Annotated in this window: 27 protein-coding genes and 1 pseudogene; 21 read left to right on the top strand and 7 right to left on the bottom strand. The window is 68.4% G+C overall.

The window, feature by feature from the left end:
- Positions 1-33: 33 nt before the first annotated feature.
- Positions 34-2,046 carry a hydantoinase/oxoprolinase family protein gene (locus tag KF889_02855; GenBank protein ID MBX3498356.1) on the bottom strand — a complete coding sequence of 671 codons (2,013 nt, stop codon included), beginning with the start codon at positions 2,044-2,046 and terminating at the stop codon, positions 34-36.
- Between the two features lie 132 nt (positions 2,047-2,178).
- Here KF889_02855 and KF889_02850 point away from each other — a divergent pair, with 132 nt between their 5' ends.
- From KF889_02850 to KF889_02830, 5 genes are all read left to right on the top strand, one after another.
- Entirely contained in the window at positions 2,179-2,373 is a 195-nt protein-coding gene (locus tag KF889_02850) for a (2Fe-2S)-binding protein (GenBank protein ID MBX3498355.1), read from the top strand.
- Positions 2,374-2,462: 89 nt separating this feature from the next.
- A complete protein-coding gene (gene bfr / locus KF889_02845; protein ID MBX3498354.1) occupies positions 2,463-2,927 on the top strand; it encodes a bacterioferritin in 465 nt (154 codons plus the stop codon).
- A gap of 60 nt (positions 2,928-2,987) precedes the next feature.
- Entirely contained in the window at positions 2,988-4,136 is a 1,149-nt protein-coding gene (locus KF889_02840; GenBank protein MBX3498353.1) for a beta-lactamase family protein, read from the top strand.
- 60 nt (positions 4,137-4,196) lie between these two features.
- Entirely contained in the window at positions 4,197-5,342 is a 1,146-nt protein-coding gene (locus KF889_02835) for a beta-lactamase family protein (GenBank protein MBX3498352.1), read from the top strand.
- A gap of 7 nt (positions 5,343-5,349) precedes the next feature.
- Positions 5,350-7,800 carry a GcvT family protein gene (locus KF889_02830; protein ID MBX3498351.1) on the top strand — a complete coding sequence of 817 codons (2,451 nt, stop codon included), beginning with the start codon at positions 5,350-5,352 and terminating at the stop codon, positions 7,798-7,800.
- Here KF889_02830 and infA read toward each other — a convergent pair.
- The 4 genes from infA to KF889_02810 form a co-directional block, all read right to left on the bottom strand.
- Positions 7,797-8,072 carry a translation initiation factor IF-1 gene (infA, locus tag KF889_02825; GenBank protein MBX3498350.1) on the bottom strand — a complete coding sequence of 92 codons (276 nt, stop codon included), beginning with the start codon at positions 8,070-8,072 and terminating at the stop codon, positions 7,797-7,799. The genes KF889_02830 and infA overlap by 4 nt on opposite strands.
- 36 nt (positions 8,073-8,108) lie before the next feature.
- Complete coding sequence (locus KF889_02820) at positions 8,109-8,312, bottom strand: cold-shock protein (GenBank protein ID MBX3498349.1); 204 nt, start codon at positions 8,310-8,312, stop codon at positions 8,109-8,111.
- Between the two features lie 294 nt (positions 8,313-8,606).
- Positions 8,607-9,113: a YbjN domain-containing protein gene (locus KF889_02815; protein MBX3498348.1), complete on the bottom strand. Its 507-nt coding sequence runs from the start codon at positions 9,111-9,113 to the stop codon at positions 8,607-8,609.
- Positions 9,114-9,321: 208 nt separating this feature from the next.
- Positions 9,322-9,588 (bottom strand): accessory factor UbiK family protein, encoded by a 267-nt coding sequence (locus KF889_02810; GenBank protein ID MBX3498347.1) that lies wholly within the window; start codon positions 9,586-9,588, stop codon positions 9,322-9,324.
- 80 nt (positions 9,589-9,668) lie between these two features.
- On the opposite strand from KF889_02810, the gene rfaD reads away from it, so the two are divergent.
- The 7 genes from rfaD to KF889_02775 all read left to right on the top strand — a co-directional run bounded on the left by rfaD (position 9,669) and on the right by KF889_02775 (position 16,634).
- Complete coding sequence (gene rfaD, locus KF889_02805; protein MBX3498346.1) at positions 9,669-10,658, top strand: ADP-glyceromanno-heptose 6-epimerase; 990 nt, start codon at positions 9,669-9,671, stop codon at positions 10,656-10,658.
- Between the two features lie 106 nt (positions 10,659-10,764).
- On the top strand, positions 10,765-11,610 hold the full coding sequence (locus KF889_02800) for a hypothetical protein (GenBank protein MBX3498345.1): 846 nt from the start codon (positions 10,765-10,767) through the stop codon (positions 11,608-11,610).
- 28 nt (positions 11,611-11,638) lie between these two features.
- Positions 11,639-12,763 carry a hypothetical protein gene (locus tag KF889_02795; GenBank protein ID MBX3498344.1) on the top strand — a complete coding sequence of 375 codons (1,125 nt, stop codon included), beginning with the start codon at positions 11,639-11,641 and terminating at the stop codon, positions 12,761-12,763.
- Positions 12,764-12,815: 52 nt separating this feature from the next.
- On the top strand, positions 12,816-13,631 hold the full coding sequence (gene lgt, locus KF889_02790) for a prolipoprotein diacylglyceryl transferase (protein MBX3498343.1): 816 nt from the start codon (positions 12,816-12,818) through the stop codon (positions 13,629-13,631).
- A 3-nt stretch (positions 13,632-13,634) separates the two neighbouring features.
- Positions 13,635-14,723, top strand: coding sequence for an SAM-dependent methyltransferase (locus KF889_02785; GenBank protein ID MBX3498342.1), 1,089 nt, complete (start codon positions 13,635-13,637; stop codon positions 14,721-14,723).
- A 43-nt stretch (positions 14,724-14,766) separates the two neighbouring features.
- The gene (gene pgeF, locus KF889_02780) at positions 14,767-15,540 is read left to right on the top strand and encodes a peptidoglycan editing factor PgeF (protein ID MBX3498341.1); all 774 of its coding nucleotides are present in this window, start codon (positions 14,767-14,769) and stop codon (positions 15,538-15,540) included.
- 227 nt (positions 15,541-15,767) lie between these two features.
- The gene (locus KF889_02775) at positions 15,768-16,634 is read left to right on the top strand and encodes a hypothetical protein (protein MBX3498340.1); all 867 of its coding nucleotides are present in this window, start codon (positions 15,768-15,770) and stop codon (positions 16,632-16,634) included.
- Between the two features lie 3 nt (positions 16,635-16,637).
- On the opposite strand, the gene KF889_02770 is transcribed toward KF889_02775, so the two are convergent.
- Positions 16,638-17,168, bottom strand: a complete 531-nt coding sequence (locus KF889_02770) for an Lrp/AsnC family transcriptional regulator (protein MBX3498339.1) — start codon at positions 17,166-17,168, stop codon at positions 16,638-16,640.
- Between the two features lie 67 nt (positions 17,169-17,235).
- Between KF889_02770 and KF889_02765 the strand changes: the two genes are divergently transcribed.
- From KF889_02765 to KF889_02730, 8 genes and pseudogenes are all read left to right on the top strand, one after another.
- The gene (locus KF889_02765) at positions 17,236-17,622 is read left to right on the top strand and encodes a RidA family protein (protein MBX3498338.1); all 387 of its coding nucleotides are present in this window, start codon (positions 17,236-17,238) and stop codon (positions 17,620-17,622) included.
- A gap of 127 nt (positions 17,623-17,749) precedes the next feature.
- Positions 17,750-18,688 (top strand): ribose-phosphate pyrophosphokinase, encoded by a 939-nt coding sequence (locus KF889_02760; protein ID MBX3498337.1) that lies wholly within the window; start codon positions 17,750-17,752, stop codon positions 18,686-18,688.
- Between the two features lie 74 nt (positions 18,689-18,762).
- Complete coding sequence (locus KF889_02755; GenBank protein MBX3498336.1) at positions 18,763-19,503, top strand: TVP38/TMEM64 family protein; 741 nt, start codon at positions 18,763-18,765, stop codon at positions 19,501-19,503.
- Positions 19,503-20,915, top strand: coding sequence for an FAD-dependent oxidoreductase (locus KF889_02750; GenBank protein MBX3498335.1), 1,413 nt, complete (start codon positions 19,503-19,505; stop codon positions 20,913-20,915). The genes KF889_02755 and KF889_02750 overlap by 1 nt, the downstream gene beginning before the upstream one ends.
- Positions 20,916-21,036: 121 nt before the next feature.
- Positions 21,037-21,288, top strand: a complete 252-nt coding sequence (locus KF889_02745; GenBank protein MBX3498334.1) for a DUF2282 domain-containing protein — start codon at positions 21,037-21,039, stop codon at positions 21,286-21,288.
- Between the two features lie 131 nt (positions 21,289-21,419).
- Positions 21,420-21,890: a DoxX family protein gene (locus KF889_02740; GenBank protein ID MBX3498333.1), complete on the top strand. Its 471-nt coding sequence runs from the start codon at positions 21,420-21,422 to the stop codon at positions 21,888-21,890.
- 16 nt (positions 21,891-21,906) lie between these two features.
- Positions 21,907-23,211, top strand: a complete 1,305-nt coding sequence (locus tag KF889_02735; protein MBX3498332.1) for an NAD(P)/FAD-dependent oxidoreductase — start codon at positions 21,907-21,909, stop codon at positions 23,209-23,211.
- Positions 23,212-23,280: 69 nt separating this feature from the next.
- Positions 23,281-23,592 (top strand): annotated as a pseudogene (locus KF889_02730) (HPP family protein).
- A gap of 138 nt (positions 23,593-23,730) precedes the next feature.
- Here the strand turns inward: KF889_02730 and KF889_02725 are convergent.
- Positions 23,731-24,639, bottom strand: coding sequence for a LysR family transcriptional regulator (locus tag KF889_02725; protein ID MBX3498331.1), 909 nt, complete (start codon positions 24,637-24,639; stop codon positions 23,731-23,733).
- A gap of 121 nt (positions 24,640-24,760) precedes the next feature.
- Here KF889_02725 and KF889_02720 point away from each other — a divergent pair, with 121 nt between their 5' ends.
- Complete coding sequence (locus tag KF889_02720) at positions 24,761-25,411, top strand: AhpC/TSA family protein (protein MBX3498330.1); 651 nt, start codon at positions 24,761-24,763, stop codon at positions 25,409-25,411.
- Positions 25,412-25,501 lie beyond the last annotated feature (90 nt).

Genomic DNA, 25,501 nt, shown 5'->3' with positions numbered 1-25,501 from the left:
CACAAGATGCCGGCGGGACGCCGGCGCTCCCAGTCAAACCCGTCGCAGCACCATATTGTCCGCCGCATCGATGCTCGCCGTCCAGCCCGGCGGCACATAGGTCGTGGCGGTATAGCCCTCGATCACGGCCGGGCCGGCGATCGCCTGGCCCTCCGGAATCGCCTCGGCGGCATGGCGGGCGCATACGATCCAGGCGCCGCCATCGTGGATGCGCGCCTGCTCGGGCGAGCGCGGCGCGGCGCGCTCGCGCTCCAGCCTGGGCAGGGATTCGATCGGCAGGGTGGCGCCCACGCGCAGCGAGACGATCTCGACCGCGCGGTCGAGATTGGCGCCGTGCAGGAACATGCGGTGATGCGCCTCGCCGAAGCGCTCCGCGAGATAGGCGGCATCGAGCGAAGCGACGCGATCCTCCGGCACCTCGACCGGCACCTCGAAGGCCTGGCCGACGAAGCGCATCTCCAGCGTATGGGTGAAGGCGAGCTCGCCCTTCAGCCCCATGCCGTCGAACTGCGCCGCCAGCCGCGCGCGCATCTCGGCGAAGCGTGCCGTGGCGTCCTTCGCCGCCGTGTCGTCGAGCCGCATCTTGCGCGTGATGCTGTCGAACTTGGTGAAGTCCGACGCCAGGAGACCGTAGGCGGAGATCACGCCGGGATTCGGCGGCACGACGATGGTGTCGATGCCGAGATCCTCGGCCACTTTCGCCGCGTGCAGCGGGCCGGCGCCGCCGAAGGGTACCAGGACGTAGTCGCGCGGATCGCGGCCGCGTTCGGTCGAGACCAGCTGGATGGCGCGCATGATGTTGGCGTTGGCCAGGCGCAGGGCGCTGGCGGCCGCGTCCTCGACCGACATCTCGAATCGAGCGGCCAATGGCTCGAAGGCCTCGCGTGCGGCCACCGCCTCCAGGGTCATGCGGCCGCCCAGGAACGAGCCTGGCCGGATGGTGCCGATCACGACATGCGCGTCGGTAGTCGTCGGCTGCGTGCCGCCCTTGCCGTAGCAGGCCGGGCCGGGATCCGCGCCGGCGCTCTGCGGGCCTACGCGCAGCATGCCGCCATCGTCGACCCAGGCGATGCTGCCGCCGCCGGCGCCGACCGAGACGATGTCGAGCACCGGCGTGCGGATCGGCAGGCCGTCGATCTCGGTCTCCGAGGCCAGCGCCGGTCGTCCGTTCTCGACCAGGCAGACATCGGTGCTGGTGCCGCCCATGTCGAAGGTCACGAGGTTGCCGAAGCCCGAGCGCGCCACCTGGCGCAACGCGCCGACCACGCCGGCGGCCGGGCCCGAGTACAGCGCGGTGATGGCGCTGCGGCGCATGGCATCGGCCGGCAATCGGCCGCCATTGGACTGCATCACCGTGAAGCGGCCCTTGAAGCCGTCGCCCTGCAGCGTGTTCTCGAAGCGCTGCAGATAGCCGTCGATCACCGGCTGCACATAGGCCGACAGCACCGTGGTCGAGGCACGCTCGAACTCGCGGAACTCGCGCACGACTTCGTGCGAGCACTGCACCAGAACGCCGGGCAGCGCGGCGCGCAGGAGCTCGGCGAGCTTCAGCTCGTGCGCGGGGTTGGCGTAGGCGTTGAGCAGGCAGATCGCTACCGCCGCGTGACCGCCGGCTTTCAGCGCCGGCACCAGCTGCTCGCGCACCGCGCGTTCGTCGAGCTGCGTCATCACGCTGCCGTCGGCCGCCATGCGCTCGACGGCCTCGAAGCAATCGGCTCGATGCACCGGCGGCTGCGGCTTGCGGTAGGCGAGGTCGTAGATGTTGCGGCGGTCGTGGCGCTGCAGGAACAGCATGTCGCGGAACCCCGCGGTCGCGACGAACGCGACCTTGGCGCCCTTGCGCTCGAGCACGGCGTTGGTGGCGACTGTCGAGCCGTGGCCGAGATCCTCGATGCCGGCGATGGCCAGGCCGGAGGCGCGCAGGGCGTCGAGCGCGCCGACATCCGGGCTGCGCGGCGTGCTGGGCACCTTGGTGACCACCACCCTGCCGCCGGCCACGGCCACCAGATCCGTGAACGTGCCGCCGACCTCGACACCTACCCGCATGACCGTCCGCTCCTCGCCTAACCCTCGGAAACCTAACCCGATTCCAACCAATCCAGATGTGACCATTTCGCTGTTGCGACTTACTCGCATATTCGGCAAGGTCCACCTGCTGATCAGGAGTGGACGTCCACCGTGTACGTATGCATCTGCAACGCTCTCAACGAGGGCCGCGTCCGTGAAGTGGTCGCCAATGGTTGTGAGACCGTCGGCGAGGTCTACCGGGCCTGCGGCACGCGGCCACAATGCGGCAAGTGCATCTGTACGATTGCCGACCTCCTGCGCGCGCACCGCTGCGATAACGAGCCGATCGCCATCGCCGCGGAGTGATCTCCGTTATCACTCGCAACTATAAATCAACGATTCGGCCCGCCGCGGCGTTATAACGACTCGCGAACCCCCACGAGTCGGAGGCGGCCATGAAGGGCGATGCCAAGATCATCCAGCACCTCAACAAGGTGCTGCGCAACGAGCTGACCGCGATCAACCAGTATTTCCTGCATGCGCGCATGTGGAAGAACTGGGGCTTTGAATCGCTGGGCAAGACGGAGTACGAGGAGTCGATCGGCGAGATGAAGCACGCCGACAAGCTCATCGAGCGCATCCTCGTGCTCGAAGGCCTGCCCAATCTGCAGGACCTCGGACGCCTGGGCATCGGCGAGAATGTGCCGGAAGGCCTGAAGGCGGACCTGGCGATGGAGCGCCAGGGCCGCGCCGATCTCGTCGCGGCGATCGCCGATTGCGAGACCGCGCCCGACTACGTTTCGCGCCACCTGCTGCGCGAGATCCTCGACGAGACCGAGGAGCACATCGACTGGCTCGAGACCCAGCTCGAGCTGATCGACAAGGTCGGCATCCAGAACTACCTGCAGAGCGCGATGTAACCCCTATGCCCACTGCCGCACCGTGACGTAGGCTCGCCCGCGTCACGAGGGAGCGGTTTCATGGCGGACAGGATCGACAGGGCGCTGGCCGACGCGGTGGGCAGCGGCGAGGTGCATGGCATCGTCGCCGCGGCAGCGACCGACACGGGCGTGATCTACCAGGGTGCGCACGGCGTACGCGCGCTGGGCGACGCGCAGCCGATGACGCCCGACACCGTGATGCGCCTGTTCTCGATGACCAAGGCGATCACATCAGTGGCGGCGATGCAGCTTGTCGAGCGCGGCAAGCTTGTGCTCGACGGGCCGATCGCCGACCTCCTGCCGCAGCTCGCCAGGCCACAGGTGCTCGACGGCTTCGACGCCGCCGGCAAGCCGATCCTGCGGCCTGCCAAGTCCCCGATCACCCTGCGCCAGTTGCTCACCCACACCGCAGGCTTCGGCTACGAGAACTGGAACGGCGATATCCAGAAGTACATGCAAGTCACCGGCCTGCCCGGCCTGCCAACCGGCAAGCTCGAAGCGCTGAACGCGCCGCTGACCTTCGATCCCGGCACGCGCTGGCAGTACAGCATCTCGATCGACTGGGTCGGCCGTGCCGTCGAGGCGGCGAGCGGCAAGGACCTCGAGGCTTATTTCCAAGATCACGTCTTCGCGCCGCTGGGCATGAAGGACACCAGCTTCCGCCTGCGCCCCGACCAGCAGGCACGCCGCGCCACGCCGCACGCGCGCCAGCCCGACGGCAAGCTGCAAACCATGGCGCTGGTGCGCTCGGAGGAGCCGGAGTTCCTCGGCGGTGGCGGCGGGCTGTTCGGCACCGTTCCCGACTACCTCACCTTCGTGCGCGCACTACTGGCCAACGGCGGCGGCCTGGTCAAGCCCGAGACCTTCGCCGAGATGGCGCGCAACAACATGGGCGACATCTTCGTCGAGACTCTCAAGAGCTTCGTGCCGGCGATGTCGCTCGACGCCAACCTCTTCCCCGACATCCCGCAGAAATGGGGGCTGAGCTTCTCGATCAATACGCGCACCACGCCGGAAGGCCGCGCCGCCGGCAGCCTGGCCTGGGCCGGGCTTGGCAACCTCTTTTTCTGGGTCGACCCGACGAGGCGCGTCGCCGGTGTCTGGGGCACACAGATATTGCCGTTTTGCGACACGAGGTCGGTCAAGGCGTTCAAGGCGTTCGAGAAGGCGGTCTACGACTCCCTTTGACGTGAAGTCCGGCGTAGGCTCGCTCTTCCGGGGCTCAAGATCCCGGTGGAGGACAACGCCATGCCGGATATCGACGACGTTCTGAGACAGGGCATCGACAGCGGCGCCGCCGCCGGAGTTGCGGCCGCCGCCACCACCGATTCGGGAACGATCTACGAGGGCGCCTTCGGCGTGCGCGAGATCGGCAAGCCGGCCTCGATGACGCCGGACACCGTGGTGTGGATCGCCTCGATGACCAAGGCGATCACGGCGATGGCGGCGATGCAGCTGGTCGAGCGCGGCAAGCTCTCGCTCGACGAGCCGATCGGCAAGCTCCTCCCGCAACTCGCCAACCCGCAGGTCTTCGAGGGCTTCGACTCCGCCGGAAAGCCGAAGCTGCGCCCGGCGAAGGGCGCGATCACCCTGCGCCAGCTGCTGACGCACACCGCCGGCTTCTCCTACGACATCTGGAATGCCGATCTGGGCAAGCACATGGAGGCCGCCGGCATCCCCGGCATCATCTCCTGCCAGAACGCCGCGCTTTCCACGCCGCTGACATTCGATCCCGGCACGCGCTGGGATTACGGCATCAACATCGACTGGGTCGGCAAGGCGATTGAGGCGGCCAGCGGCGAGAAGCTCGACGCGTACCTGCGCAAGAATGTCTTCGAGCCGCTGGGCATGGCCTCGACCTCGTTCAAGCTCAACGACGATCAGCGCAGCCGGCTGTCAGGCATGCATGCGCGCGGCGAGGACGGTAAGCTCGCCGCCATGCCGTTCGAGATCCCGCAGGAGCCCGAGTTCCACATGGGCGGCGGCGGCCTCTATGGCACAGTGCAGGACTACCTGAAGTTCGTGCACTGCCTGCTCAACGACGGCGCGCCGCTGGTCAGCAAGAAGACCTTCGCCGAGATGGCGCGCAACAACATCGGCGACATCAACGTGGTGGCACTGAAGACGGCGGCGGCACCCTATTCCGCCGACGCCGACTTCTTCCCGGGCATCCAGTGCAAGTGGGGCCTGAGCTTCCTGATCAACACCGCGACCACGCCGCAAGGCCGCTCGCCCGGCAGCCTCGCCTGGGCGGGTCTCGCCAACACCTTCTTTTGGGCCGATCCGGTGAAGAAGATCGGCGGCGTCTTCGCCACGCAGACCCTGCCGTTCTTCGATCCCAGGGTGATCGGAATGTTCCGCGACTACGAGAGCGCGGTATATCGTTCGTTGTGAGGCTGGCATGAGCAACGGTGCCGCGCTGCCGACGGGCGCGCAGGTCATCATCATCGGCGGCGGCATCGTCGGTCTGAGCGTTGCGTACCACCTGACCAAGCATGGCTGGCACGACGTCGTGCTGCTGGAGCGCCAGAAGCTCACCAGCGGCACGACGTGGCACGCCGCCGGCCTCGTCGGCCAGCTGCGCGCCACGCACAATCTCACGAAGCTGGCGAAGTACACCGCCGAGCTGTTCTCGCTGCTTGAGCTGGAAACCGGCGTCGCCACCGGCTTCAAGCAGCGCGGCTCGCTCGCCATAGCCGCCACCGAGGGCCGTTGGGAGGAGCTGCGGCGCGGGGCCTCGATGGCGCGTCACTTCGGGCTCGACGCGCATCTGCTGACGCCCGGTGAGGCGCGCGATCGTTGGCCGCTGCTCAATGTCGACGACGTTGTCGGCGGCCTGTTCATCCCCAAGGACGGCCAGACCAACCCGGTCGATACCGCCATGGCTTTGGCGCGCGGCGCCCGCACCGGCGGCGCGCGCATCCATGAGGGCGTCACCGTCACCGGCATCCTGAAGAAGAACGGCCGCGCCTCGGGCGTGCGCACCGCGCAAGGCGACATCGCCTCGGAGATCGTCGTGAACTGCGCCGGCCTATGGGGTCACCAGATCGGCGAGATGGCCGGCGTCGCCGTGCCGCTGCACGCGGCCGAGCACTTCTACGTCGTCACCGAGCCCATCGCCGGCCTGTCGCCAGATACGCCCGTGCTGCGCGATCCCGATGGCGCCAACTACTTCAAGGAGGACGCCGGCAAGCTGCTGGTGGGCTGGTTCGAGCCGGTGTCGCGGCCGTGGGACCATCGCGCCGCGCCCGACGGCTTCGCCTTTGGTACACTGCCGGTCGACATGGACCACATCGCGCCGCAGCTCGAGAAGGCGGCGCATCGCGTGCCGCGCTTCGGCGAGGCCGGCATCCGCACCTTTTTCAACGGGCCGGAGAGCTTCACGCCCGACGACCGCTACCTGCTGGGAGAGGCGCCGGAGCTGCCAGGCTTCTTCGTCGCCTCGGGATTCAACTCTATCGGCATCCAGTCCTCGGGCGGCGCCGGCAAGGTGCTGGCGGACTGGATCGTCGACGGCCATCCGCCGATGGACTTGTGGGACGTCGACATCCGCCGCGTGATGCCGTTCCAGCGCAACCGCGCTTATCTGCGCGAGCGCACGGTGGAAACGCTGGGCCTGCTCTACGCCATGCACTGGCCCTATCGCCAGGTCGAGACCGCGCGCGGCGCGCGGCGTTCGCCGCTGCACGACCGGCTGGCGGTGATGGGCGCCTGCTTCGGCGAGACCGCGGGCTGGGAGCGCGCCAACTGGTTCGCGCCGCCGGACAAGGTGCCCGAGTACGAATACAGCTACGGCAGGCAAAACTGGTTCGGGCCGTCGAGCGAAGAGCACCGCGCGGCGCGCGAACGCGTGGCGCTGTTCGATCAGACCTCGTTCGGCAAGTTCCTGGTGCAGGGCATCGACGCCGAGATTGTGCTCAACCGCATCTGCGCCAACGACATCGCCGTTGCGCCGGGTCGCGTCGTCTACACGCAATGGCTCAACGAGCGTGGCGGCATCGAGGCCGACGTCACGGTGACGCGGCTGTCGGCCGGCGAGTTTCTCGTCGTCACCTCGGCTGCGTGCCAGACGCGCGACCTGGTGTGGCTGCGCCGGCATATCCCCGCGGGATCGCGCTGCACCGTCGCGGACATCACGTCGGGCCATGTCGTTCTGGGACTGATGGGCCCGCGCTCGCGCGAGCTGATGGCGGCGCTGTCGCAGGATGAGGATTTCAGCGTCAAGGGCTTCCCCTTCATGACCTCGCGCGACATCGATGTCGCCTTCGCGCGCGTGCGGGCCTCGCGCCTGACCTATGTCGGATCGCTGGGCTGGGAACTCTACATCCCGGCCGAGTTCGCGGCGGGCGTATTCGACGCAGTGCTCGAGGAGGGTGAGCGCTTCGGCCTGAAGCTTGCCGGCTACCACGCAATGAACTCGCTTCGGCTGGAATGCGGCTATCGCCATTTCGGTCACGACATCACCGACGAGACGTCGCCACTGGAGGCGGGACTAGGCTTCGCCGTCGCCTGGGACAAGCCCGGCGGCTTCATCGGCCGCGACGCGCTGCTGCCGGCGCGGGGCCGGCGGCTCAAGCGTCGGCTGATATCGCTGGTCCTCGACGATGCCGCGCCTCTGCTCCTGCACGACGAGCCGATCTGGCGCGACGGCGAGCGCGCCGGCATCGTGGCGTCCGGGACGTTCGGGCATACCGTCGGGCGCAGCGTCGGACTGGGCTATGCCAGCCACGAAGGCGGGGTCGACGCCGCCTGGCTGAAGGCCGGCAGGTGGGAGATCGAAATCGCCTGCGAACGACATCCCTGCCGGGTGTCGATCGCGGCGCCTGTCGATACGAAGGCGGCGCGTGCCTAGCGGCGCACGAAATTGCGCCGACGCGGCGCGACACCGAGCGAACCCGGCTTCTCGTCCTTGTGGCGATAGATGACGCGGCCCTTGGTCAGGTCGTAGGGCGTCATCTCCACCGTGACGCGATCGCCGGCGAGCGCGCGGATGCGGTTCTTCTTCATGCGGCCGGCGGTGTAGGCGATGATCTCCGACCCCGACTCCAAGGTTACGCGGAAACGACCGTCGGGCAGCGCCTCGGCGATCGTGCCCTGGAATTCGATGAGATCTTCCTTCGCCATCTGTCCTCGCTGGTAAGGCGGCTGATATGGGGTGGCCTACTCGGCCTTCAAGTTCGTCGCGGCCGGCTTGCCGCGCTCCATCGAGACATCGAACGAGACCGTCTGCCCCTCGCTCAGACCGTCGAGACCGGCGCGCTGCACGGCGGAGATATGGACGAAGACGTCCTTGGAGCCATCGGTCGGCTGGATGAAGCCGTAGCCTTTGGTCTGATTGAAGAACTTGACGGTACCCTTGGCCATGGGTGTTTCCTCTGCGGTAGGCACGGGACGCGTTCGACTCCGGTCGCAACGCGCAGGCTCGATCGCCTGGAAGTCCCAACGCTAGGCACGCCTGAAGGCGCGCCGCGAGCCGAATCCGGCCAAGAGGTCGAACGTCCGGCCAATAGGCATGTTCGCCGCCGATATACAAGCCAATTCCCCGACGGCGCCAGGCGGGAGTTCAACCGCGCCGGCCCCGGGGAGAGGGCTGGGACCGGCGCGGCGCGACGCCTCTTTGGTTCTCTTGGTTGTCCTGAGGGGGCGTCGGAACTGAACTCACGCTTGCCCGACCGTCTCGAGGATCGAGGCGGCCAAGGCTTCGCTGGGCGACTTGCCGGCCCAGACGACGTACTGGAAGGCGGGATAGAAACGTTCGCTCTCGCCGATCGCGACCTCCATGAGGTCCTCGAGCTGCTCGACCGTCAGCCCGCGCGTGCCGCGCAGCAGGATCGAGTGGCGGAACATCGGTAGCCCTTCCTCCGACCACAGGTCGAAGTGGCCGAGCCACAGCTTCTCGTTGATCTGCGCCAGCAGCCCGTGCACGTCGCGGTGCTTCTCGCTGGGAATGCGCGCATCGAAAGCACAGGTGAAGTGCAGCGCGCTGACGTCCTCGCGCCAAGCGAAGAACATGCGGTAGTCGCACCAGCGGCCGGCGACCTCGACGGCAATCTCCTGATCGCTCGTCCGGTCGTACGGCCACTCGTTCTCCGTCACGACCCGCTCGACCAATTCAAGCGGATTGGGCGCCCGTCGCTCGCTATGCTCCCGTTGCATCAGCGCCATCGCCTACCCCGCGAATCCAACGCGCACCCGCCTCGCCCCCGGAAGGGCTGGACGGCAGGCACAAACCACTACGACATCCGGTGCGTTTCCAAATCTTGTGGGCGAGTTCTGAGCGCCCACTATCCCTAGCCTGCCACGTCAGGACTCCGGGCGCAAGAATCCATCGTGTGGATTCCACGATTTTAATCCAAAGCTGCGCCAGCAGCGCTCAGCCGCCCGTCGACTCGAGCTTGGCGAGGCGCGCCTCGAGGGCGGCGACCCGTGCCTTGAGCGCCTCATTCTCCTCGCGCGCCGCCACCGCCATGGCGCGCACGACATCGAACTCCTCGCGATTGGGCAGGTTCATGCCGTCGAGGATCCTGGCCAGCTGGTCGCGGATTCGCGCCTCGACCTCGTCGCGCACGCCACTGAGGGCACCTGCTGCGCCCGCCGCAACCTTGGCCAGATCGTCGAGAATGGGATTGCGCGTCTGCATGGCGTCCTCCGCGGCGGTCCCTGCGATATAGGCGGCAGAGGCCTCGCGCGCCAGCGCCGCGGCCGCGCTATAACGCGCGCATGATCGTGGTCACGGGTGGCGCGGGCTTCATCGGCTCCTGTCTGGTCGCGGCGCTGGAGCGCGCCGGCGTGTCCGACGTCGCCGTCGTCGATCGCCTCGACCACGATGCCAAGCGGCTCAACCTCGCCAAGCGCCGCAACCTCGCGGCCATCGTGCCGCCCGAGGCGTTCGACGATTTCCTCGCCCGCGATGGCGCCCACATCGAGGCGCTGTTCCATCTCGGCGCCATCAGCTCGACCACCGAGACCGACCTCGACCTGCTCCAGCGGATCAACGTGGAATTGCCACTGAGGCTGTGGCGCTTCTGCGCCGGGCGCGGAATCCCCTTCCTGTATGCCTCGTCGGCGGCGACGTACGGCGACGGCACACAGGGCTTCGACGATGCCTTCGACGGCCAGGTTCTGCGCCGGCTGGAGCCACTCAACCCTTACGGCGCCAGCAAGCACCGATTCGATCTCGAAGTGCTGCGCATGGTGTCGGCCGGCGAACCGGCGCCGCCATCGTGGGCCGGGCTGAAGTTCTTCAACGTCTACGGCCCCAACGAGTACCACAAGGGCGGCCAGCGCAGCGTCGCGCTGACGCTGTTCGAACAGGTGCGCGACGCCGGGCGCGCGCGCCTGTTCCGCTCGCACCATCCCGACTACGCCGATGGCGGCCAGCTGCGCGACTTCGTCTGGCTCGAGGACTGCGTCGATGCCGTCCTCACGCTCTGGCGCCAGCCGCGCGTGTCGGGGCTGTTCAACATCGGCACCGGGCGGGCGCGCAGCTTCCTCGACCTCGCACTCGCCGTCTTCGCGGCGATGGGCCGGCCCGTCGCGATCGACTGGATCGACGCCCCCGAGGCGATCCGTGCACGCTATCAGTACTTCACCGAGGCACGCGTCGAGCGCCTGCGCGCCGCGGGCTTCACGGCCCCCTTCACGCCGCTCGAGAACGGCGTCAGGCGCTATGTCTGCGAGTATCTCGCGACAAGCGATCCCCACCGCTAGGCTCGCGATTCGCGTTACACACGAAACACAAAACCGTCCGCCGCGATACCGAGGCGTGACCGGCGCTCCGTAGAGTTGCCGCAAGATGATCGGGGGGATGTCCGTCATGGTGGGATTGCGCAGGGCAATGCTGGCGGCGGCGCTGTCGGTCAGCGCTGCAGCCGCGTCGCACGCCCAGACGGCGCCGTCGCTCAGGCACGTCGCCGTCGAGGGCACGCGCTTCAAGGTGACGCTGTCGGATGGCCGCACGCTGAGTTCCAGTCAGCTCGTGGGCGCGACCTTGACGCTCGCCATAGGCGGCGGCACGGCACGCGTACGCATCGACTCGGTCGAGCGCGATCCCGACGAAAAGGCCGTCGACCTGCGCGACGCCGAGGCGACCTGGCTGCACACCTTCTCGGTGCAGCAATCCGACGGCAGCTGGGGTTCGCTGTGCACCGCCGGCCCGGATGGTCGCAGGCAGGGCTTCCCGGTCGCCGGCACCGTCACGCCCGATGGTCGCCTTGCGCCATCCGCGCCGGATCGCTTCGAGATCACCTGCACGTCGGGGGCCCAGGGCAAGTGCATCCGCTTCGGCTACAAGCCGTGGCAGACCACGGCCGACGGCCGGCCGATGCGCGACGCCTACAACGCCTGCATGCGCATGGTGCGTGCCGACTATGGCGGCGACGGCAAGGCCCATACGCTCGACGGCCAGTCGATCGACATCTACGACTACATCGGCGTTCAAAGGGCCGACATGGATGCGGCGCAGCATTTCGAGGCCGGCTGGTCACCCGACGGCGCTGTCTGTGTCCGCCACGTGCGGGTGAAGCAAAACACGTCGCTGGAGAAGCTCGAGGCCGCCTATCCTCGCCTGAGAGGGCGGACCGGCGCGATCTGCACGGAGGAATTCGCCAAAGCCAATGGTGCGGTTGTCTTCAACCGCTCCTTCGATCGTCCCGCCCCGTGAGGCACGGCGGATCGATGGTGACCTCGTCATGCGCGCCCTGGTCCTCGCATTGTCGCTGGCGTTCAGCGCGGCTTGCCCCGCTCGCGCCGACACCACGCCACCGCGGGCGACCACGCCAAAGGACTGGCTGAGCGGCTTCGTCGGCTGGCATCTCGAGGTCGACACCGAACGCGCGCGTCACACGACGCCCAACAATCGCATCATCGCCTATGCCAAGGCCGTCCTCGCCGTGACGGTGCGCGAGCCCAACGCACCGCTGTCCTTCGACGTCATGGCCAGCATGAAGCCGGTGCGCAATCCGCCCGGCAGCTTCTATTTCGAGACCGAGGCGGCGTTCATCGAGCGCATGTACCTGTCCTGGCATGGCGACAGCTTCCGCGTCATCGCCGGCAAGTACGAGCCCGCCTTCAGCCTGGCCCATTTTCGGCCGGCCGGCCTGTTCGGCCACGATTACAGCGACGCCTACCGCCTCGCCGAGCGCATCGGCGTGCGCGCCGAATGGACCTTCGCCGACGACAGGGCCCTGGGCCGGCACGTCCTGTCGATCGATCTCTTCACCCAGGACGTCACGCCCTTGACCCGCGGCGTGCTCAACCAGCCCATGCCCAACGCTCCGACGACGCTGCGCCCGCAGTCCCGCGTCGTCGGCGACGGTGGCCTCGGCAACACCGGCAGGCCCGACAACCTCCTGGTCGGCATGACGGGGCGCGACGCCTTCGGTGTCGCCGGCCTGACCTACGGCCTGAGCTTCGGCCGCCAGGCGGCTGGCGTCGACGGCGGCGGCGATGAATGGCGCGCCTCGGCATCGCTGCGCTGGCGTGGCGAGGTGGCACCCGGCGTGACCTTCGACACCATGGCCGAGTGGGTGCGCCTGCGCCGACCCGGTCGGCAGACGCGCTTCGACTTCCTCACCGTCGGGGGCACGGTCGTCTTCGGCGGCTGGGACCTCGCGCTGCTTGCCACATTCGTGCCGCGCGCCGGCGGCGGCGCGCGCGCATCGGTCGACACCATGCTGGCGGCCGGCCTGACACGGCGGCTGTTCAAGATCGCCGACGGTCAGCTCTTCGCCGATCTCGGCGTGAAGCAGGAGATCCTCGGCGTCGGCGACCGCCTGACCGTGGGCACGGGCATCGGCTGGTTCCGCCGCTTCTGACGCGGCAACGCCTCGCGTGACAGCGGCTGTTCCGGCCGCTACACCCGCGCCCATGCTGCCTGCGGTCATTCCCTATCCCGACATCGATCCCATCGCGATCGCCATCGGCCCGCTTGCCATCCGCTGGTACGCGCTGGCCTATATCGCCGGCCTCGTCATCGCCTGGCTGATGGCACGACGCATCGTCGAGCAGAGCCCGCGCGTGATGAGCGCCAAGGCGCTCGACGACTTCCTGTTCTGGGCGGCGCTCGGCGTGATCCTGGGCGGCCGGCTGGGCTACGTGCTGTTCTACAAGCCGGGCTTCTACCTCGCCAATCCGCTGAAGATTCTCACCGTCTGGGAAGGCGGCATGTCCTTCCACGGTGGCCTGCTCGGCGTGACCCTGGCCATCATCTTCTACGCCCGCAAGCAGAAGACCGACCTGTTCGCCTTCGCCGATGTCATCGGCATCGTGGCGCCGCAGGGCCTGTTCTTTGGCCGCATGGCCAATTTCATCAACGGCGAGCTGTGGGGCCGGCCGACCGATGTGTCGTGGGCGATGGTCTTCCCGCGCGATCCGCTGCTGGTGCCGCGCCATCCCAGCCAGCTCTACCAGGCCTGCCTCGAGGGCCTGATCCTGTTCGCGATCACCCTGATGCTGTGGCGCGCCTACGGCATGCGACGGCGGCCCGGCTTCATCTGCGGCGTCTTCTGGGCCGGTTATGGCCTGGCGCGTATCGTCGGCGAGCTGTGGCGCGAGCCCGATGCGCATCTCGGCTACCTCGCCGGCAACTGGCTGACCATGGGCATGATCCTGTCGCTGCCGCTGGTGGCGTTCGGCCTCTGGCTGATCATGCGCGCGCAGCGCCGGCCGCCGCTTCCCACCTGATCCATGGCGACGCTCGCCGACATCCTGCGCCGGCGTATCGCGCTCGCCGGTCCGATCACCGTCGCCGAGTTCATGAACGAGGCGCTGAACCACCCGGCGCTGGGCTACTACCGCCGCGGCCAGCCGCTGGGCAGCGGCGGCGACTTCGTCACGGCACCCGACGTCAGCCAGATGTTCGGCGAGCTGCTGGGCGCCTGGCTCGCCGAGCGCTGGCTGGTGCTGGGCTCACCCCGGCGCGTCCGCCTGGTCGAGCTCGGTCCCGGACGCGGTACGCTGCTTCGCGACGCCTTGCGCGCCACCCGCGCCGTGCCCGGCTTTCACGACGCGCTCGATCTGCACCTCGTCGAGATCCACGCCGGCCTGCGCGAGTTGCAGCGCGACGCCCTGGCCGACTTCACGCCGCACTGGCACGAGCGCTTCGCGGATGTGCCATCGGGCGCACCGCTGCTGCTGCTCGCCAACGAGTTCCTCGACGCGTTGCCGATCCGCCAGCTCGTGCGTCAACCATGGGGCTGGGCCGAACGCATGGTCGGGCTGGTACGCGGCAGCACGGAATTCGCCTTTGCCGCCGCGCCCGGCAAGTCGCCGCTGGCCGCGCTGCTGCCCGACTCGGTGCGCGCGATCGACCGCTTCGGCTCGATCGCCGAGCTCTCGCCGGCCGTCACGTCCCTGACATCCGACGTTGCGCGCCGGATCGTGGCCGACCGCGGCGCCGCGCTGTTCATCGACTACGGTTACGATTCCGACACCAACGGCGACACGTTGCAGGCGCTGCGCGCGCACAGGCCGATGGGCGTGTTTGAGGCCATCGGCGAGGCCGATTTGACAGCCCATGTCGATTTCAGCGCCGTTCGCCGCGCGGCCTTGCAGGCGGGAGCCTCAACCGATGGCCCGACGACTCAGGGCGATCTCCTGCGCGACCTGGGCATCGAGACCCGTGCTGCGCTGCTGCGTCAGATGGCGACGCCGGCACAGGCGGAGGCGATCGGCGTGGCGATGCGACGCTTGATCGACCCCGGTCAAATGGGCACCCTGTTCCGCGCGATCGCGTTGCGTGATCCGGCGCTGCCCCCGGCGGCCGGCTTCATTTGACCCGGCTCGCCGCCCTCTCTCCGCGACGAACGGCGATTGCCCCGTGCTGACGCTCCCCAGTCTCGCCCGCCTGCCGCATGTACGGCACGCCTTCTTCACGCGCGAAGGCGGCGTCAGCCAGGGCATCTACGCCTCGCTCAACTGCGGTTACGGCTCGACCGACGATCCCGCCAATGTCGCGGAGAACCGCGCCCGCGCCGCCGGCCGATTGGGCCTGGCGCCGGAGCGCCTGCTGACCGTGCACCAAATCCATTCGACGACCGTGCTGACGGTCGACGACAGGAAGCTGTGGACCTCGCCCGGCGCGCCCAAGGCTGATGCGATGGTGACGGACAGGCCCGGCGTGGCGCTGGGCATCATGGCGGCGGATTGCGCACCGGTGCTGATGGCCGATGCCTCGGCCGGCGTGATCGGCGCGGCGCATGCCGGCTGGAAGGGTGCGCTTGCCGGCGTCGTCGAGACGACATTGATGGCGATGGAGAGACTGGGCGCGCAGCGCGTGCGCGTGCACGCCGCAATTGGCCCCTGTATCGCGCGCGAATCCTACGAGGTCGGCCCAGAGTTCCCGGCGCCGTTCATCGCCCAGGACGACACCAACGCCGCGTTCTTCTCCGCCTCGCGCCGCGCCGGGCACTACATGTTCGACCTGCCGGGCTATTTGCTGCGCCGATTGCGACTGCTGGGCATCGCCTCCGTCGAAGACAGCGGCCACGACACGCTGGGCAACGAGCGGCAGTTCTTCAGCTATCGCCGCAACACGCTGCAGGGCGTTAAGGACTACGGCCGCGGCCTGTCGGCGATCATGCTGGTCGACTGAGACCATGCCCTACCTGGTGATCTTCGCCGTGCTCTGCGTGCTGGGCCTGCTGGTGACCTGTGTCGCGATCTAGCAGCCTGCTCTGGATCGGGCTGCTTACGTGCCTTGTGGGGTTGAGCGCTTGCGGCGAAACTCCCCGGCCATTCAGGCCGGATGGCAGGGAAGGTCAAGGCCAGAATCTCGCCGACCCGCGTACCCAGCCGCAGCTTGAGACCGTGGAGTTCGTCGTGCTGCCGCCCAAAGGGGTCACCGAAGCGATGGCCGAACGCCTGCCAGTCGCCATCGTGCTGGCGCTGCGCCAGCAGGGCATCGTCGCGGCGGCCAACGGCAACGGCGGCCCGCGCACGATCGAGGTCGATGCGCAACCGAAGCTGGTCAACGATGAGCTGCGCGTCTCCTGGGTCTGGACGGTGCGCGATGCCAAGGGCGGCCTGATTGGTCGGCACGAGCAGGTGACAAGTGCCCGGCCGGACGAGTGGCTCGACGGCGGCGATCGCCTGATCTCGCGCGTCGCATCGCGCGGTGCCTATCGCGTCGCCGACATGATTGGCCGTGCCGATCCGGCGAACGCGCCTGTCGGCGCGCAGACCACCGTGCTGCCGCCGACCGAGGTGCCGCTCTCCGGCGCCGCGCCAGGCACCGCGACACCGGCATCGGCCGCGCTGCCGCCCACGCCGGGCGGCCCGCCGACCGTCGCGACACCTCCACCATCGGCGGCGGTGAAGTTCCCGCGCGTGCGCGTGCTCACGGTCACCGGCGCGCCGGGCGACGGCAATCGGGCGCTGACCGCCGGCATGCGGCGTGCTCTGGGTGAGAGCCAGGTCGTGCTGGTCGACACGGCCGACGCCACCACGATGACGGTGATGGGCTCGGTCGAGATCAGCCCGCCGGCAGAGGGCGCCCAGCGCATCGTGATCCGCTGGATCGTGAAGGGCCCCGGCGGCGAGCAGCTCGGCGACCTCGAGCAGGCCAACACCATCAAGGCCGGCGCGCTCAACGGCCAGTGGGGCGGCGTCGCCCATGTCATCGCGCTCGCCGCCAGCGAGGGCGTTCTTCAGCTCATCAATCGCGCCGGCGGCGCGGCGCCGCGCTGATCCTCATTCGGGCGGCGGCGGAATCGCCGGCCACGGCGCCGTGACCTCGGCCTGCACGGACCGCTCCAGGTAGGTCGACAGCACGACGAAGCTGCGCGTCGCGCGCACGCCCGGCAGGATGTGCAGCTGGGCGAGAAAATGCTCCATCGCCTGCGCACTCGCGGTGCGCACCTTCATGATCACCGAGGTGTCGCCGGCCACCGAGTGCATCTCCTCGACCTCGGGGAAGCGCCGCAGCTGCATCATGCGCTGGCTCTTGCCCCAGCCATCAGCATCGACATGCACAAAGGCGAGGAACGGCTTGCCGATGGCCGCACCGTCGATGCGGGTCGTCGTGCCCGCGAGCACGCCCGAGGTGCGCAGGCGCTTGACCCGCTCGTGGACGGCGGGCGCCGACAAGCCGGCGCGCTGGCCGATCTCGGCGTAAGTCAGCCGCGCATCCTCGGTCAGCGCGGCGAGGATCTTTCGGTCGAAGCTGTCGACATGCCGGCTCGTCGATACCTTCGGCGGAACATCTTCTGAAACTCGTATCATTCGGTGGAACTCCGCTTTTGTTGCGGTTTGTATCGCTGATAGAGCATTTGGCAGAAGGAGTTTCATCATGCAAACGACGTCGATCAATCCCGCCGACGGCATCTATCCGACGACATCGGACTATGTGCACGCCATCGAGGTAAGAGACATCCGACGCTTCCTGTTCGTCAGCGGCACGATGGGCCTCGGCAGAGATGGCCACGCGCCGGGAGGGCTCGACGAGCAGCTCAGCCTGGTCTGGGCCAATCTTCGCCGCATCCTCGCCGAGGCCGGCATGACGGTGGACAACATCGTGCGGCTGACCAGCTATCTGCGAGATGCAAGCTATGCCGAGGCCAACCAGAGCGCCCGCCTGCGCGCGCTCGGCGGACGCCGCATCCCGACGACGGCCATCGTCGTGCAGACGCTGAGGCCCCACTGGCTGGTCGAGATCGAGATCGTTGCCGCCGCGTGAGATTGCCCCAGGCCGCGCGGTTTACAGGCCGCGCAAAGCTGTTTATGGTGCCGCCCGCAAACGGGGGATTTTCCTTTATTTGTAAGGCTTTGCGCGCTGGCGGAGCGCCTGGGCGGGGATCGCGTCGATGAAGATTCTGACCGGCAACAGCAATCGGCCGCTGGCCGAGGCGATCGCCGCACGACTCGACCTGCCGCTGGTCAGGGCCAATATCCGCCGCTTTGCCGACATGGAGGTCTTCGTCGAGATCCTCGAGAACGTCCGCGGCGAGGACATGTTCGTCATCCAGTCGACTTCATATCCGACCAACGACCATCTGATGGAGCTCCTGATCGCCATCGACGCGCTCAGGCGCTCCTCGGCGCGGCGCATCACGGCGGTGGTGCCCTATTATGGCTACGCGCGACAGGACCGCAAATCGGGGCCGCGCACGCCAATCTCCGCCAAGCTGGTGGCCAACCTGATCACCGAGGCCGGCGCCAACCGCGTGCTGACCATGGAACTGCACGCCGGGCAGATCCAGGGCTTCTTCGACATCCCGCTCGACAATTTGTTCGCCGGCCCGATCTTCTCCGATGACATCCAGCGCCGCTTCAACGGCAAGGGCGAGCGGCTGATGATGGTCTCTCCCGATGTAGGCGGCGTGGTGCGCGCCCGCGCGCTGGCCAGCCGGGTCGATGCCGACCTCGCGATCATCGACAAGCGCCGCGAGCGCGCCGGCGTGTCGGAGGTCATGAACATCATCGGCGAGGTCCAGGGCCGCACCTGCATCCTGGTCGACGACATCGTCGATTCGGCCGGCACCCTGTGCAACGCCGCGGTAGCCCTGAAGGAGGCCGGCGCCGAGGCGGTCCACGCCTATGTCACGCATGGCGTGCTGTCGGGCGGCGCCGTGGCGCGTGTCGCCGCCTCGCCGATCACCGAGATGGTGATCACCGACACCATCCAGGCGACCGAGGCGGTCAAGGGCTCGACCAACATCCGCCAGCTGGCGATCGCGCCCCTGATGGCCGAGGCCATCCAGCGCATCTCCGACGAGCGCTCGGTCTCCAGCCTGTTCAACTGAGCCGATATCCACGCTCACCCTGCCGTGCAGCGAATTGAGTCGCAGGGGTCCGGCGAGCGTGCCAGCTTGGCGGCATGGACAAGTCGGCGCGACAGGAGGGGCCTTCCGACGTCCCGCGCTGGCGGCGCTACCTGCCGGTCGCGGTGATCGTCGCCGGCGTCATCGCCTACTTCGCCTTCGGCCTGCACCGCTATGTCTCGTTCGAGACGATGCGCAAGCACCGCATCGAGATGGTCGGCTGGGTAGCCGACCACCGACTGCTGGCGATGGCGGTCTACTTCGTCGGCTATGTGCTGATCATCGCCTTCTCGCTGCCGATCGGTGCGCTCGGCACGCTGCTGGGCGGCTTCCTGTTCGGCATCGTGGCCGGCACCGCGCTCTCGGTGACCGCCGCCACGATCGGTGCCACTGTCGTCTTCCTCGCCGCGCGCGGCGCCCTTGCCGACGTGCTGCGCAAACGCGCCGGCGAACGCTTCGCGCGCATGGAGCACGGGCTCACGCGCCACGCCTTCTCCTACCTCCTGTTCCTGCGCTTTGTGCCGGTCTTCCCGTTCTGGCTGCTCAACATCGTGCCGGCCTTCTTCCGCGTACCGACACGCACTTTCGCCGCGACGACGTTCCTCGGCATCATTCCCGGCACTGCGGTCTATGCCAGCATCGGCGCAGGTTTGGACAAGGTCTTCGACAAGGGCCGCACGCCGGACCTCGACATGCTGCGCGATCCGAATCTCTACCTGCCACTCGCCGGACTCGCCGTGCTGTCCCTGGTGCCCGTGGTGTGGAGCCGGTTCAGGAGCCGGGGCGGGAAGGCATGATGGCCCACGATTGCGACCTCTGCGTCATCGGTGGCGGATCGGCCGGGCTCACCGTGGCCGCCGGCGCCGCGCAACTCGGCGCAAGCGTGATCCTGGTCGAACGCGGCGAGATGGGCGGCGACTGCCTGAACTACGGCTGCGTGCCGTCCAAGGCGCTGATCGCCGCCGGGCACGCGGCGCAGGCGATGCGCGATGCCGGCCGCTTCGGCATCGCACCGGTCGAGCCGTCGGTCGACTTCGCCGCCACCATGGATCACGTGCGCGGTGTGATCGCCGCCATCGCGCCCAACGATTCGGTCGAACGCTTCGAGAAACTCGGCGTACGCGTGCTGCGCACCACCGCGCGCTTCGTATCGCCCGACACCGTCGAAGCCAATGGCGAAAGCATTCGCGCGCGCCGATTCGTCATCGCAACAGGCTCGCGGCCGACGGCGCCGCCGATTCCCGGTCTCGATACGGTGCCCTATCTCACCAACGAGTCGGTATTCGCCAATCGTCAGCGGCCCGGACATCTCGTCATCGTCGGCGGCGGCCCGATCGGCATGGAGATGGCGCAGGCGCATCGCCGGCTGGGCGCGCGCGTTACCGTGCTGGAGGCCGCCACGATCCTCGGCAAGGACGATCCGGACCTCGCAGCGGTCGTCACGGCGCGGCTGAAGGCCGAAGGCGTGCTCCTGCGCGACAAGGTGAAGATCACGGGCGTATCAGGCGCGGACAGCGGCGTCGCGATCGAGCTCGATGGTGGCGAGCGCATCGAGGCGTCGCATCTGCTGGTCGCGGCCGGCCGCGCGCCGAATGTCGAGGATCTCGATCTCGACAAGGCCGGCGTCGCCTTCACCAAGCGCGGCATCACGGTCGACAAGCGGCTACGCACAGGCAATCGCCGCGTCTACGCGATCGGCGACGTCAACGGCCTGCATCCCTTCACGCATATGGCGGGCTTGCACGGCTCGCTGGTGATCCGCAACGCGCTGTTCCGCCTGCCGGTGAACGTTCACGCCGCCGCGTTGCCGTGGACGACGTACACCGACCCCGAGATCGCGCAGGTCGGCCTGACGGAGGCCCAGGCGCGGGAGCGTCATGGCGAGGGCGTGCGCGCGGTCCGCTGGCCGTTGCGCGAGAACGATCGCGCGCAGACGGAACGTGAGACGTCAGGCCTGGTGAAGATCGTCACCGACAGGCGCGGCCGCGTGCTGGGCGCGGGCATCGTGGCGCCGCGCGCCGGTGAGCTGATTCATGTCTGGTGCCTGGCGATGGCCCGGCGATTGAAGCTCGGCACCATGGCGCAGATGGTCGTGCCCTATCCGACGCTGGGCGAAGCGAGCAAGCGCGCGGCCGGCGCGTTCTTCACGGACGCATTGTTCTCGCCGCGCACGCGCTGGCTCGTCAGGCTGCTGCGGCGCTTGCCGTAAGCTCATAGCATCGACGCATCGAGGCCATAGGGAGCCGATATTTCAGCTCTCGCCTCGCCTCAGGCAGGTTCGCGTCACTCCGCATGACCGCGGAAGCGAACCGAACCTGAGGAGACTATCCGTGAAGACCACCGCCATCATCGCCGGCGCGCTGATCGCCGCGATTGCCGTCGCCGGCACTGCCAGCGCGCAGGATGCCAAGAGCGAGAAGTGCTACGGCATCGCCAAGGCCGGCAAGAACGACTGCCAGACCGCGACCTCGTCCTGCGCCGGCACCTCAAAGAAGGACGCCCAGGCCGACGCCTGGATCAGCGTTCCCGCCGGCACCTGCGCCAGGATCGTCGGCGGCTCGCCGACGGTGAAGAAGGGCTGACCCACCGAGATCGGACGCGGCGCGACGCTCCACCCGGCGGGAACGAGACCCCCGCCACCGCCGGGTCGACGCACCCGAACGCATCGACGTCGCCGCCGCGTCCGAACCACCCAACGTCGAGGATGCCGACCATGAACACGCTCGCCCTGTCGCAGCCGTCGCGTACCTCCTTGATCTCGCGCCTCGCTGCCACGCGCGCCATCCTGGGTCGGTTGCCGCAATCGGTCTTCAGCCTGCTGTTCCGCGTCTCGATCGGCGCGGTGTTCTTCAAGTCAGGCCTGGTGAAGGTCCAGAGCTGGGAGAGCACGCTGGGTCTGTTCCGCGACGAATACGCGTTGCCTTTGCTGCCGCCCTCGCTCGCCGCCTATCTCGGCACCGCGGCCGAGCTGATCTGCCCGGTGCTGATCGTGCTGGGCCTGTTCGCCCGCCTGGGCGCGGCCGCCCTGTTCGCCATGACGATGGTCATCCAGTTCCTGGTCTATCCCGAGAACTGGGCCGAGCATCTGATGTGGGCATCGCTGCTGGGCTTCATCATTTCGCGCGGTCCGGGCACACTCTCGCTCGATGCCCCCATCGCCCGCCACCTCTTCGGCCGCGCCTGAGCCTCAGGAGCGCGCCATGTTCGACCAGACGCCCCACGCCGCCGACGCGGCGGGCCAGACCGCGCCACCACGCCGCCCGCGTATCGTCATCGTGGGCGCCGGCTTCGGCGGCCTGGCCGCCGCCAAGGCGCTGAGCGGGGCCGACGCCGACGTCACGCTGGTCGACCGGCGCAACTACCACCTGTTCCAGCCGCTGCTGTATCAGGTCGCCACGGCCGGCCTGTCGCCAGCGCAGATCGCCACCCCGATCCGCGCCATCGTCGCGGACGCCGCCAACGTGCGCGTGGTCATGGGCCGCGCCACCGGCGTCGATACCGCACGCCGGCTCGTGCGCCTCGAGGAGCGCGAGCTGCCCTACGACTACCTCGTGCTGGCCACCGGCGCGCGCCATTCCTACTTCGGCCGCGACGAGTGGGAGCAGTTTGCGCCCGGCTTGAAGAAGATCGATGACGCCACCGAGATTCGCCGACGCATCCTCACCGCCTTCGAGCAGGCCGAGACCGAGGCCGATCCGGAGAAGCGCCGCCGCCTGCTGAACTTCGTGGTGATCGGCGCCGGCCCCACAGGCGTCGAGATGGCCGGCGCCATCGCCGAGCTGGCGCGCCGCGCGCTGGCCCGCGACTTCCGCACCATCGATCCGCGCCAGGCACGCATCGTACTGGTCGAGGCCGGCCCCAGCGTGCTCGCGGCCTTCCCGGAGAAGCTGTCGGCCTGGGCGGCACGCGCGCTCGGCAAGCTCGGCGTCGAGGTCATGCTCGGCATGCCGGTCACCGCCTGCGACGCCGAGGGGGTCGTCGTCGGCGACGAGCGCATTCCGGCCGCGACGATCATGTGGGCGGCCGGCGTCGCCGCCTCGCCGGCCGCGAAGTGGCTCGCGGCCGAGGCCGACCGCGCCGGACGGCTGAAGGTGCTGTCCGACCTGTCCGTGCCGGGCCATCCCGAGATCTTCGCCATCGGCGACACGGCGCTGTCCTGCGACGCGGGCGGCAAACCCTATCCGGGTCTCGCGCCCGTCGCCAAGCAGCAGGGTGAGTACATCGCCCGCCTGTTGCGCGCGCGCCTCGCCGGCAGGACGCCGGCCGGACCGTTCCGCTATCGCGATTCCGGCACCATGGCCACCATCGGCCGCGGCGCGGCGATCGCCAAGTTCAGCGAGCGGCTGCAGCTCACCGGCTTCGTCGCCTGGGTGCTGTGGGGTCTGGTGCACATCTTCTTCCTGATCGGCTTTCGCAATCGCTTCACCGTGCTGGCCGACTGGATGTGGTCCTACGTCACCTTTCAGTCCGGCGCGCGGCTGATCACCGGCAAGAACTCGGAGTGATCACCGGGTCTCGCTGCAGAGCCGCACCTCGAGGTTCGACCGGCGCGCCGCTTGCGATATCAGGATGCCATGAGATTCGTTGCCGCTTGGTTCGGCGCCGCCGTCGCGCTGACCGCCTGCGTGTTGCTTCTCGGCCTGACCGAGCATTCCTGGCTGATGGCGTCGCTCGGCGGCTCCTGCGTCGTCGTCTTCGGCATGGGGGACACCGACATGGCCCAGCCGCGCAGCCTGCTGGGCGGGCATCTCGTAGCCGCGGTCACCGGGCTGGCATTCCTCAGGCTCTGGCAACTGAGCGGTTGGCCGAAGGATATGTGGATGGTGGCGGCAGTGGCGACGGCGCTGATGATCATGATGGTCACCCGCACCATCCATTCGCCGGCCGATCTTCGCGGAGGATGCCGACTGGCTCTTCCTGCTGAGCCCGGTCGCCGCCGGTGTGCTCAGCGTCTTCATCATCGCGCTGCTCGCCAACAACTACGCGCGGCCCGCGCCGCGCGCGCGATACCCTCGGATCTGGCACTAGGCTCCCGCCGGCAATGGCGTCGCGCCGCCGCTCGACCAGGGAAAGCGCAGCGCCTCGTTGACGAAGGCGCCGACCGCCGGCACGTGTGGCCGGCCGCGCACGGTGACGATCTGGATCTGTCGCGTGATCTCGGGCTCGACCAGCGGGCGGATGCACAAGCCCGAGAGCGTCACCGAATGCTCGGGGATGTACGTGAAGCCAAGCCCGGTCAGTGCCATGGCCTGCACCCAGTCGTCGCGATCGCTGCGGAACACCGTCGAGACGCCGATGCCCGCCTGGCCGAACAGCTCTCCGACATAGCCGTCGAACTCGCACTCGCTGCGACAGACATAGGTCTGCTTGTCGAGATCGACCAGGCGCACCGCGTTCTGGCGCTCGAAGGCATGGCCCGGTGCGACGCCGATGACGAAACGCTCGTCGTAGAGACGGCGCGAGTGGAAGCGCTCGTCGACGCCGCCGGGCAGCCCGTAGATCGCCACGTCGTAGCCACCCTTGACCAGGTTCTCCTCGATGGTCGCTCCATTGCCGTCGCTGATCGCCAGGTTGATGCGCGGATGGCGGTCGCGGAAAGCCTGAAGGAAGGGCAGCAGCCGACCGGGGCCGATGGTGCACATCAGACCGACGCGCAGCTCGGTGTCCTCGGCCTTGGCGAAGCTGCGAGCGCGCTCCTTGGCCGTGTCGGTCTCGGTCAGCACCTGCGCCAGGTGCGGGCGCATCATCTCGCCCAGGCCGGTGAGATGCGTGTTGTTGCGCTCGCGGCGGAACAGCGGCCCGCCCAGCTCGTCCTCCAGACCCTTGATGGCGCGCGTCAGGGAGGGCTGCGACACGTTGCAGCGTTCAGCCGCGCGCGTGAAGTTCAGCGCCTCGCACACCGCCAGGAAGTAGCGGATCTGGTGCATCTCCATGGATTGGCTTCCCCGATGCCTGGATGCGTCCTGTCTACCTGCGATCACGATACGTCGCGGCTATCGTAAGACAAGCCAGCGGCTATTTCCCTTCGCGCCCGTCTCCCGTCAGGTTCATGAAATGGACCTCGCCCGCACGCTCGAAGCCCTGCGCGACCGCCACATGGCCGCGATCGACGATTTCGCGCGCCAGGCCTTCGAAGAGGAGCTCGACCGCCTGCGCATGCTGCGGCTGACCGACGAGAGCCTGGGCGTCGGCGACATGCTGCCGGACTTCGAGCTGGTCGACTGCGCCGGCAAGACCTGGCGCTCGATGGACCTGCTCGATCGTGGGCCACTGGTGCTCGCATTCTTCCGGGGTGGCTGGTGCCCCTATTGCGAGATCACCATGGCGGCGCTCAACGACGCGAGCCCGCGCATCGCGGCGCTGGGCGCCACGGCGATCGGCATCTCGCCCGAGCGGCCGGAGCACCTCGCCGCGACGGCGAAGAGCCGCGCGCTGGACTTCCCCCTGCTCAGCGATCCCGCCAACGCCTACGCCCGACTCTGCGGCGTCGCATACGAGCTGTCGCCCGATCACATCCGCATCCATCGTGCCCGCAAGCGCTCGCTGCCGGCGATGCACGGCGACAGCAAGTGGCGCCTGCCAGTGCCGGCGGTGTACGTCGTCGAGCCGTCCGGCCGCGTCGTCTTCGCCTTCGCCGACGTCGATCCGTCGCGCTGGCCCGATCCCAAGGAACTGCTCGACGCGTTGCGCCGACTTGCGCGCTGATCGCGCGGTGCATCGAATCGCAAGCCATCAGGCATTTCAATTCGCCGGTTTCAACAAGCATTGTCCGACACACACGGCGGGGGCGCTCGT

Source organism: Alphaproteobacteria bacterium (assembly GCA_019635875.1).
Taxonomy (GTDB): Bacteria; Pseudomonadota; Alphaproteobacteria; order Reyranellales; family Reyranellaceae; genus JAFAZJ01.
The sequence above is the reverse complement of the archived record's forward strand: the minus strand, read 5'-3'. Positions and strand labels throughout refer to the sequence as shown.

Excerpts from the sequence above, each read along its gene's own strand:
- KF889_02855 (MBX3498356.1), bottom strand. The coding sequence starts at position 2,046 with ATGCGGGTAGGTGTCGAGGTCGGCGGCACGTTCACGGATCTGGTGGCC.
- bfr (MBX3498354.1), top strand. The coding sequence starts at position 2,463 with ATGAAGGGCGATGCCAAGATCATCCAGCACCTCAACAAGGTGCTGCGC.
- KF889_02840 (MBX3498353.1), top strand. The coding sequence starts at position 2,988 with ATGGCGGACAGGATCGACAGGGCGCTGGCCGACGCGGTGGGCAGCGGC.
- KF889_02835 (MBX3498352.1), top strand. The coding sequence starts at position 4,197 with ATGCCGGATATCGACGACGTTCTGAGACAGGGCATCGACAGCGGCGCC.
- KF889_02830 (MBX3498351.1), top strand. The coding sequence starts at position 5,350 with ATGAGCAACGGTGCCGCGCTGCCGACGGGCGCGCAGGTCATCATCATC.
- infA (MBX3498350.1), bottom strand. The coding sequence starts at position 8,072 with ATGGCGAAGGAAGATCTCATCGAATTCCAGGGCACGATCGCCGAGGCG.
- KF889_02820 (MBX3498349.1), bottom strand. The coding sequence starts at position 8,312 with ATGGCCAAGGGTACCGTCAAGTTCTTCAATCAGACCAAAGGCTACGGC.
- KF889_02815 (MBX3498348.1), bottom strand. The coding sequence starts at position 9,113 with ATGGCGCTGATGCAACGGGAGCATAGCGAGCGACGGGCGCCCAATCCG.
- KF889_02810 (MBX3498347.1), bottom strand. The coding sequence starts at position 9,588 with ATGCAGACGCGCAATCCCATTCTCGACGATCTGGCCAAGGTTGCGGCG.
- rfaD (MBX3498346.1), top strand. The coding sequence starts at position 9,669 with ATGATCGTGGTCACGGGTGGCGCGGGCTTCATCGGCTCCTGTCTGGTC.
- KF889_02800 (MBX3498345.1), top strand. The coding sequence starts at position 10,765 with ATGGTGGGATTGCGCAGGGCAATGCTGGCGGCGGCGCTGTCGGTCAGC.
- KF889_02795 (MBX3498344.1), top strand. The coding sequence starts at position 11,639 with ATGCGCGCCCTGGTCCTCGCATTGTCGCTGGCGTTCAGCGCGGCTTGC.
- lgt (MBX3498343.1), top strand. The coding sequence starts at position 12,816 with ATGCTGCCTGCGGTCATTCCCTATCCCGACATCGATCCCATCGCGATC.
- KF889_02785 (MBX3498342.1), top strand. The coding sequence starts at position 13,635 with ATGGCGACGCTCGCCGACATCCTGCGCCGGCGTATCGCGCTCGCCGGT.
- KF889_02770 (MBX3498339.1), bottom strand. The coding sequence starts at position 17,168 with ATGATACGAGTTTCAGAAGATGTTCCGCCGAAGGTATCGACGAGCCGG.
- KF889_02765 (MBX3498338.1), top strand. The coding sequence starts at position 17,236 with ATGCAAACGACGTCGATCAATCCCGCCGACGGCATCTATCCGACGACA.
- KF889_02760 (MBX3498337.1), top strand. The coding sequence starts at position 17,750 with ATGAAGATTCTGACCGGCAACAGCAATCGGCCGCTGGCCGAGGCGATC.
- KF889_02755 (MBX3498336.1), top strand. The coding sequence starts at position 18,763 with ATGGACAAGTCGGCGCGACAGGAGGGGCCTTCCGACGTCCCGCGCTGG.
- KF889_02750 (MBX3498335.1), top strand. The coding sequence starts at position 19,503 with ATGGCCCACGATTGCGACCTCTGCGTCATCGGTGGCGGATCGGCCGGG.
- KF889_02740 (MBX3498333.1), top strand. The coding sequence starts at position 21,420 with ATGAACACGCTCGCCCTGTCGCAGCCGTCGCGTACCTCCTTGATCTCG.
- KF889_02735 (MBX3498332.1), top strand. The coding sequence starts at position 21,907 with ATGTTCGACCAGACGCCCCACGCCGCCGACGCGGCGGGCCAGACCGCG.
- KF889_02725 (MBX3498331.1), bottom strand. The coding sequence starts at position 24,639 with ATGGAGATGCACCAGATCCGCTACTTCCTGGCGGTGTGCGAGGCGCTG.
- KF889_02720 (MBX3498330.1), top strand. The coding sequence starts at position 24,761 with ATGGACCTCGCCCGCACGCTCGAAGCCCTGCGCGACCGCCACATGGCC.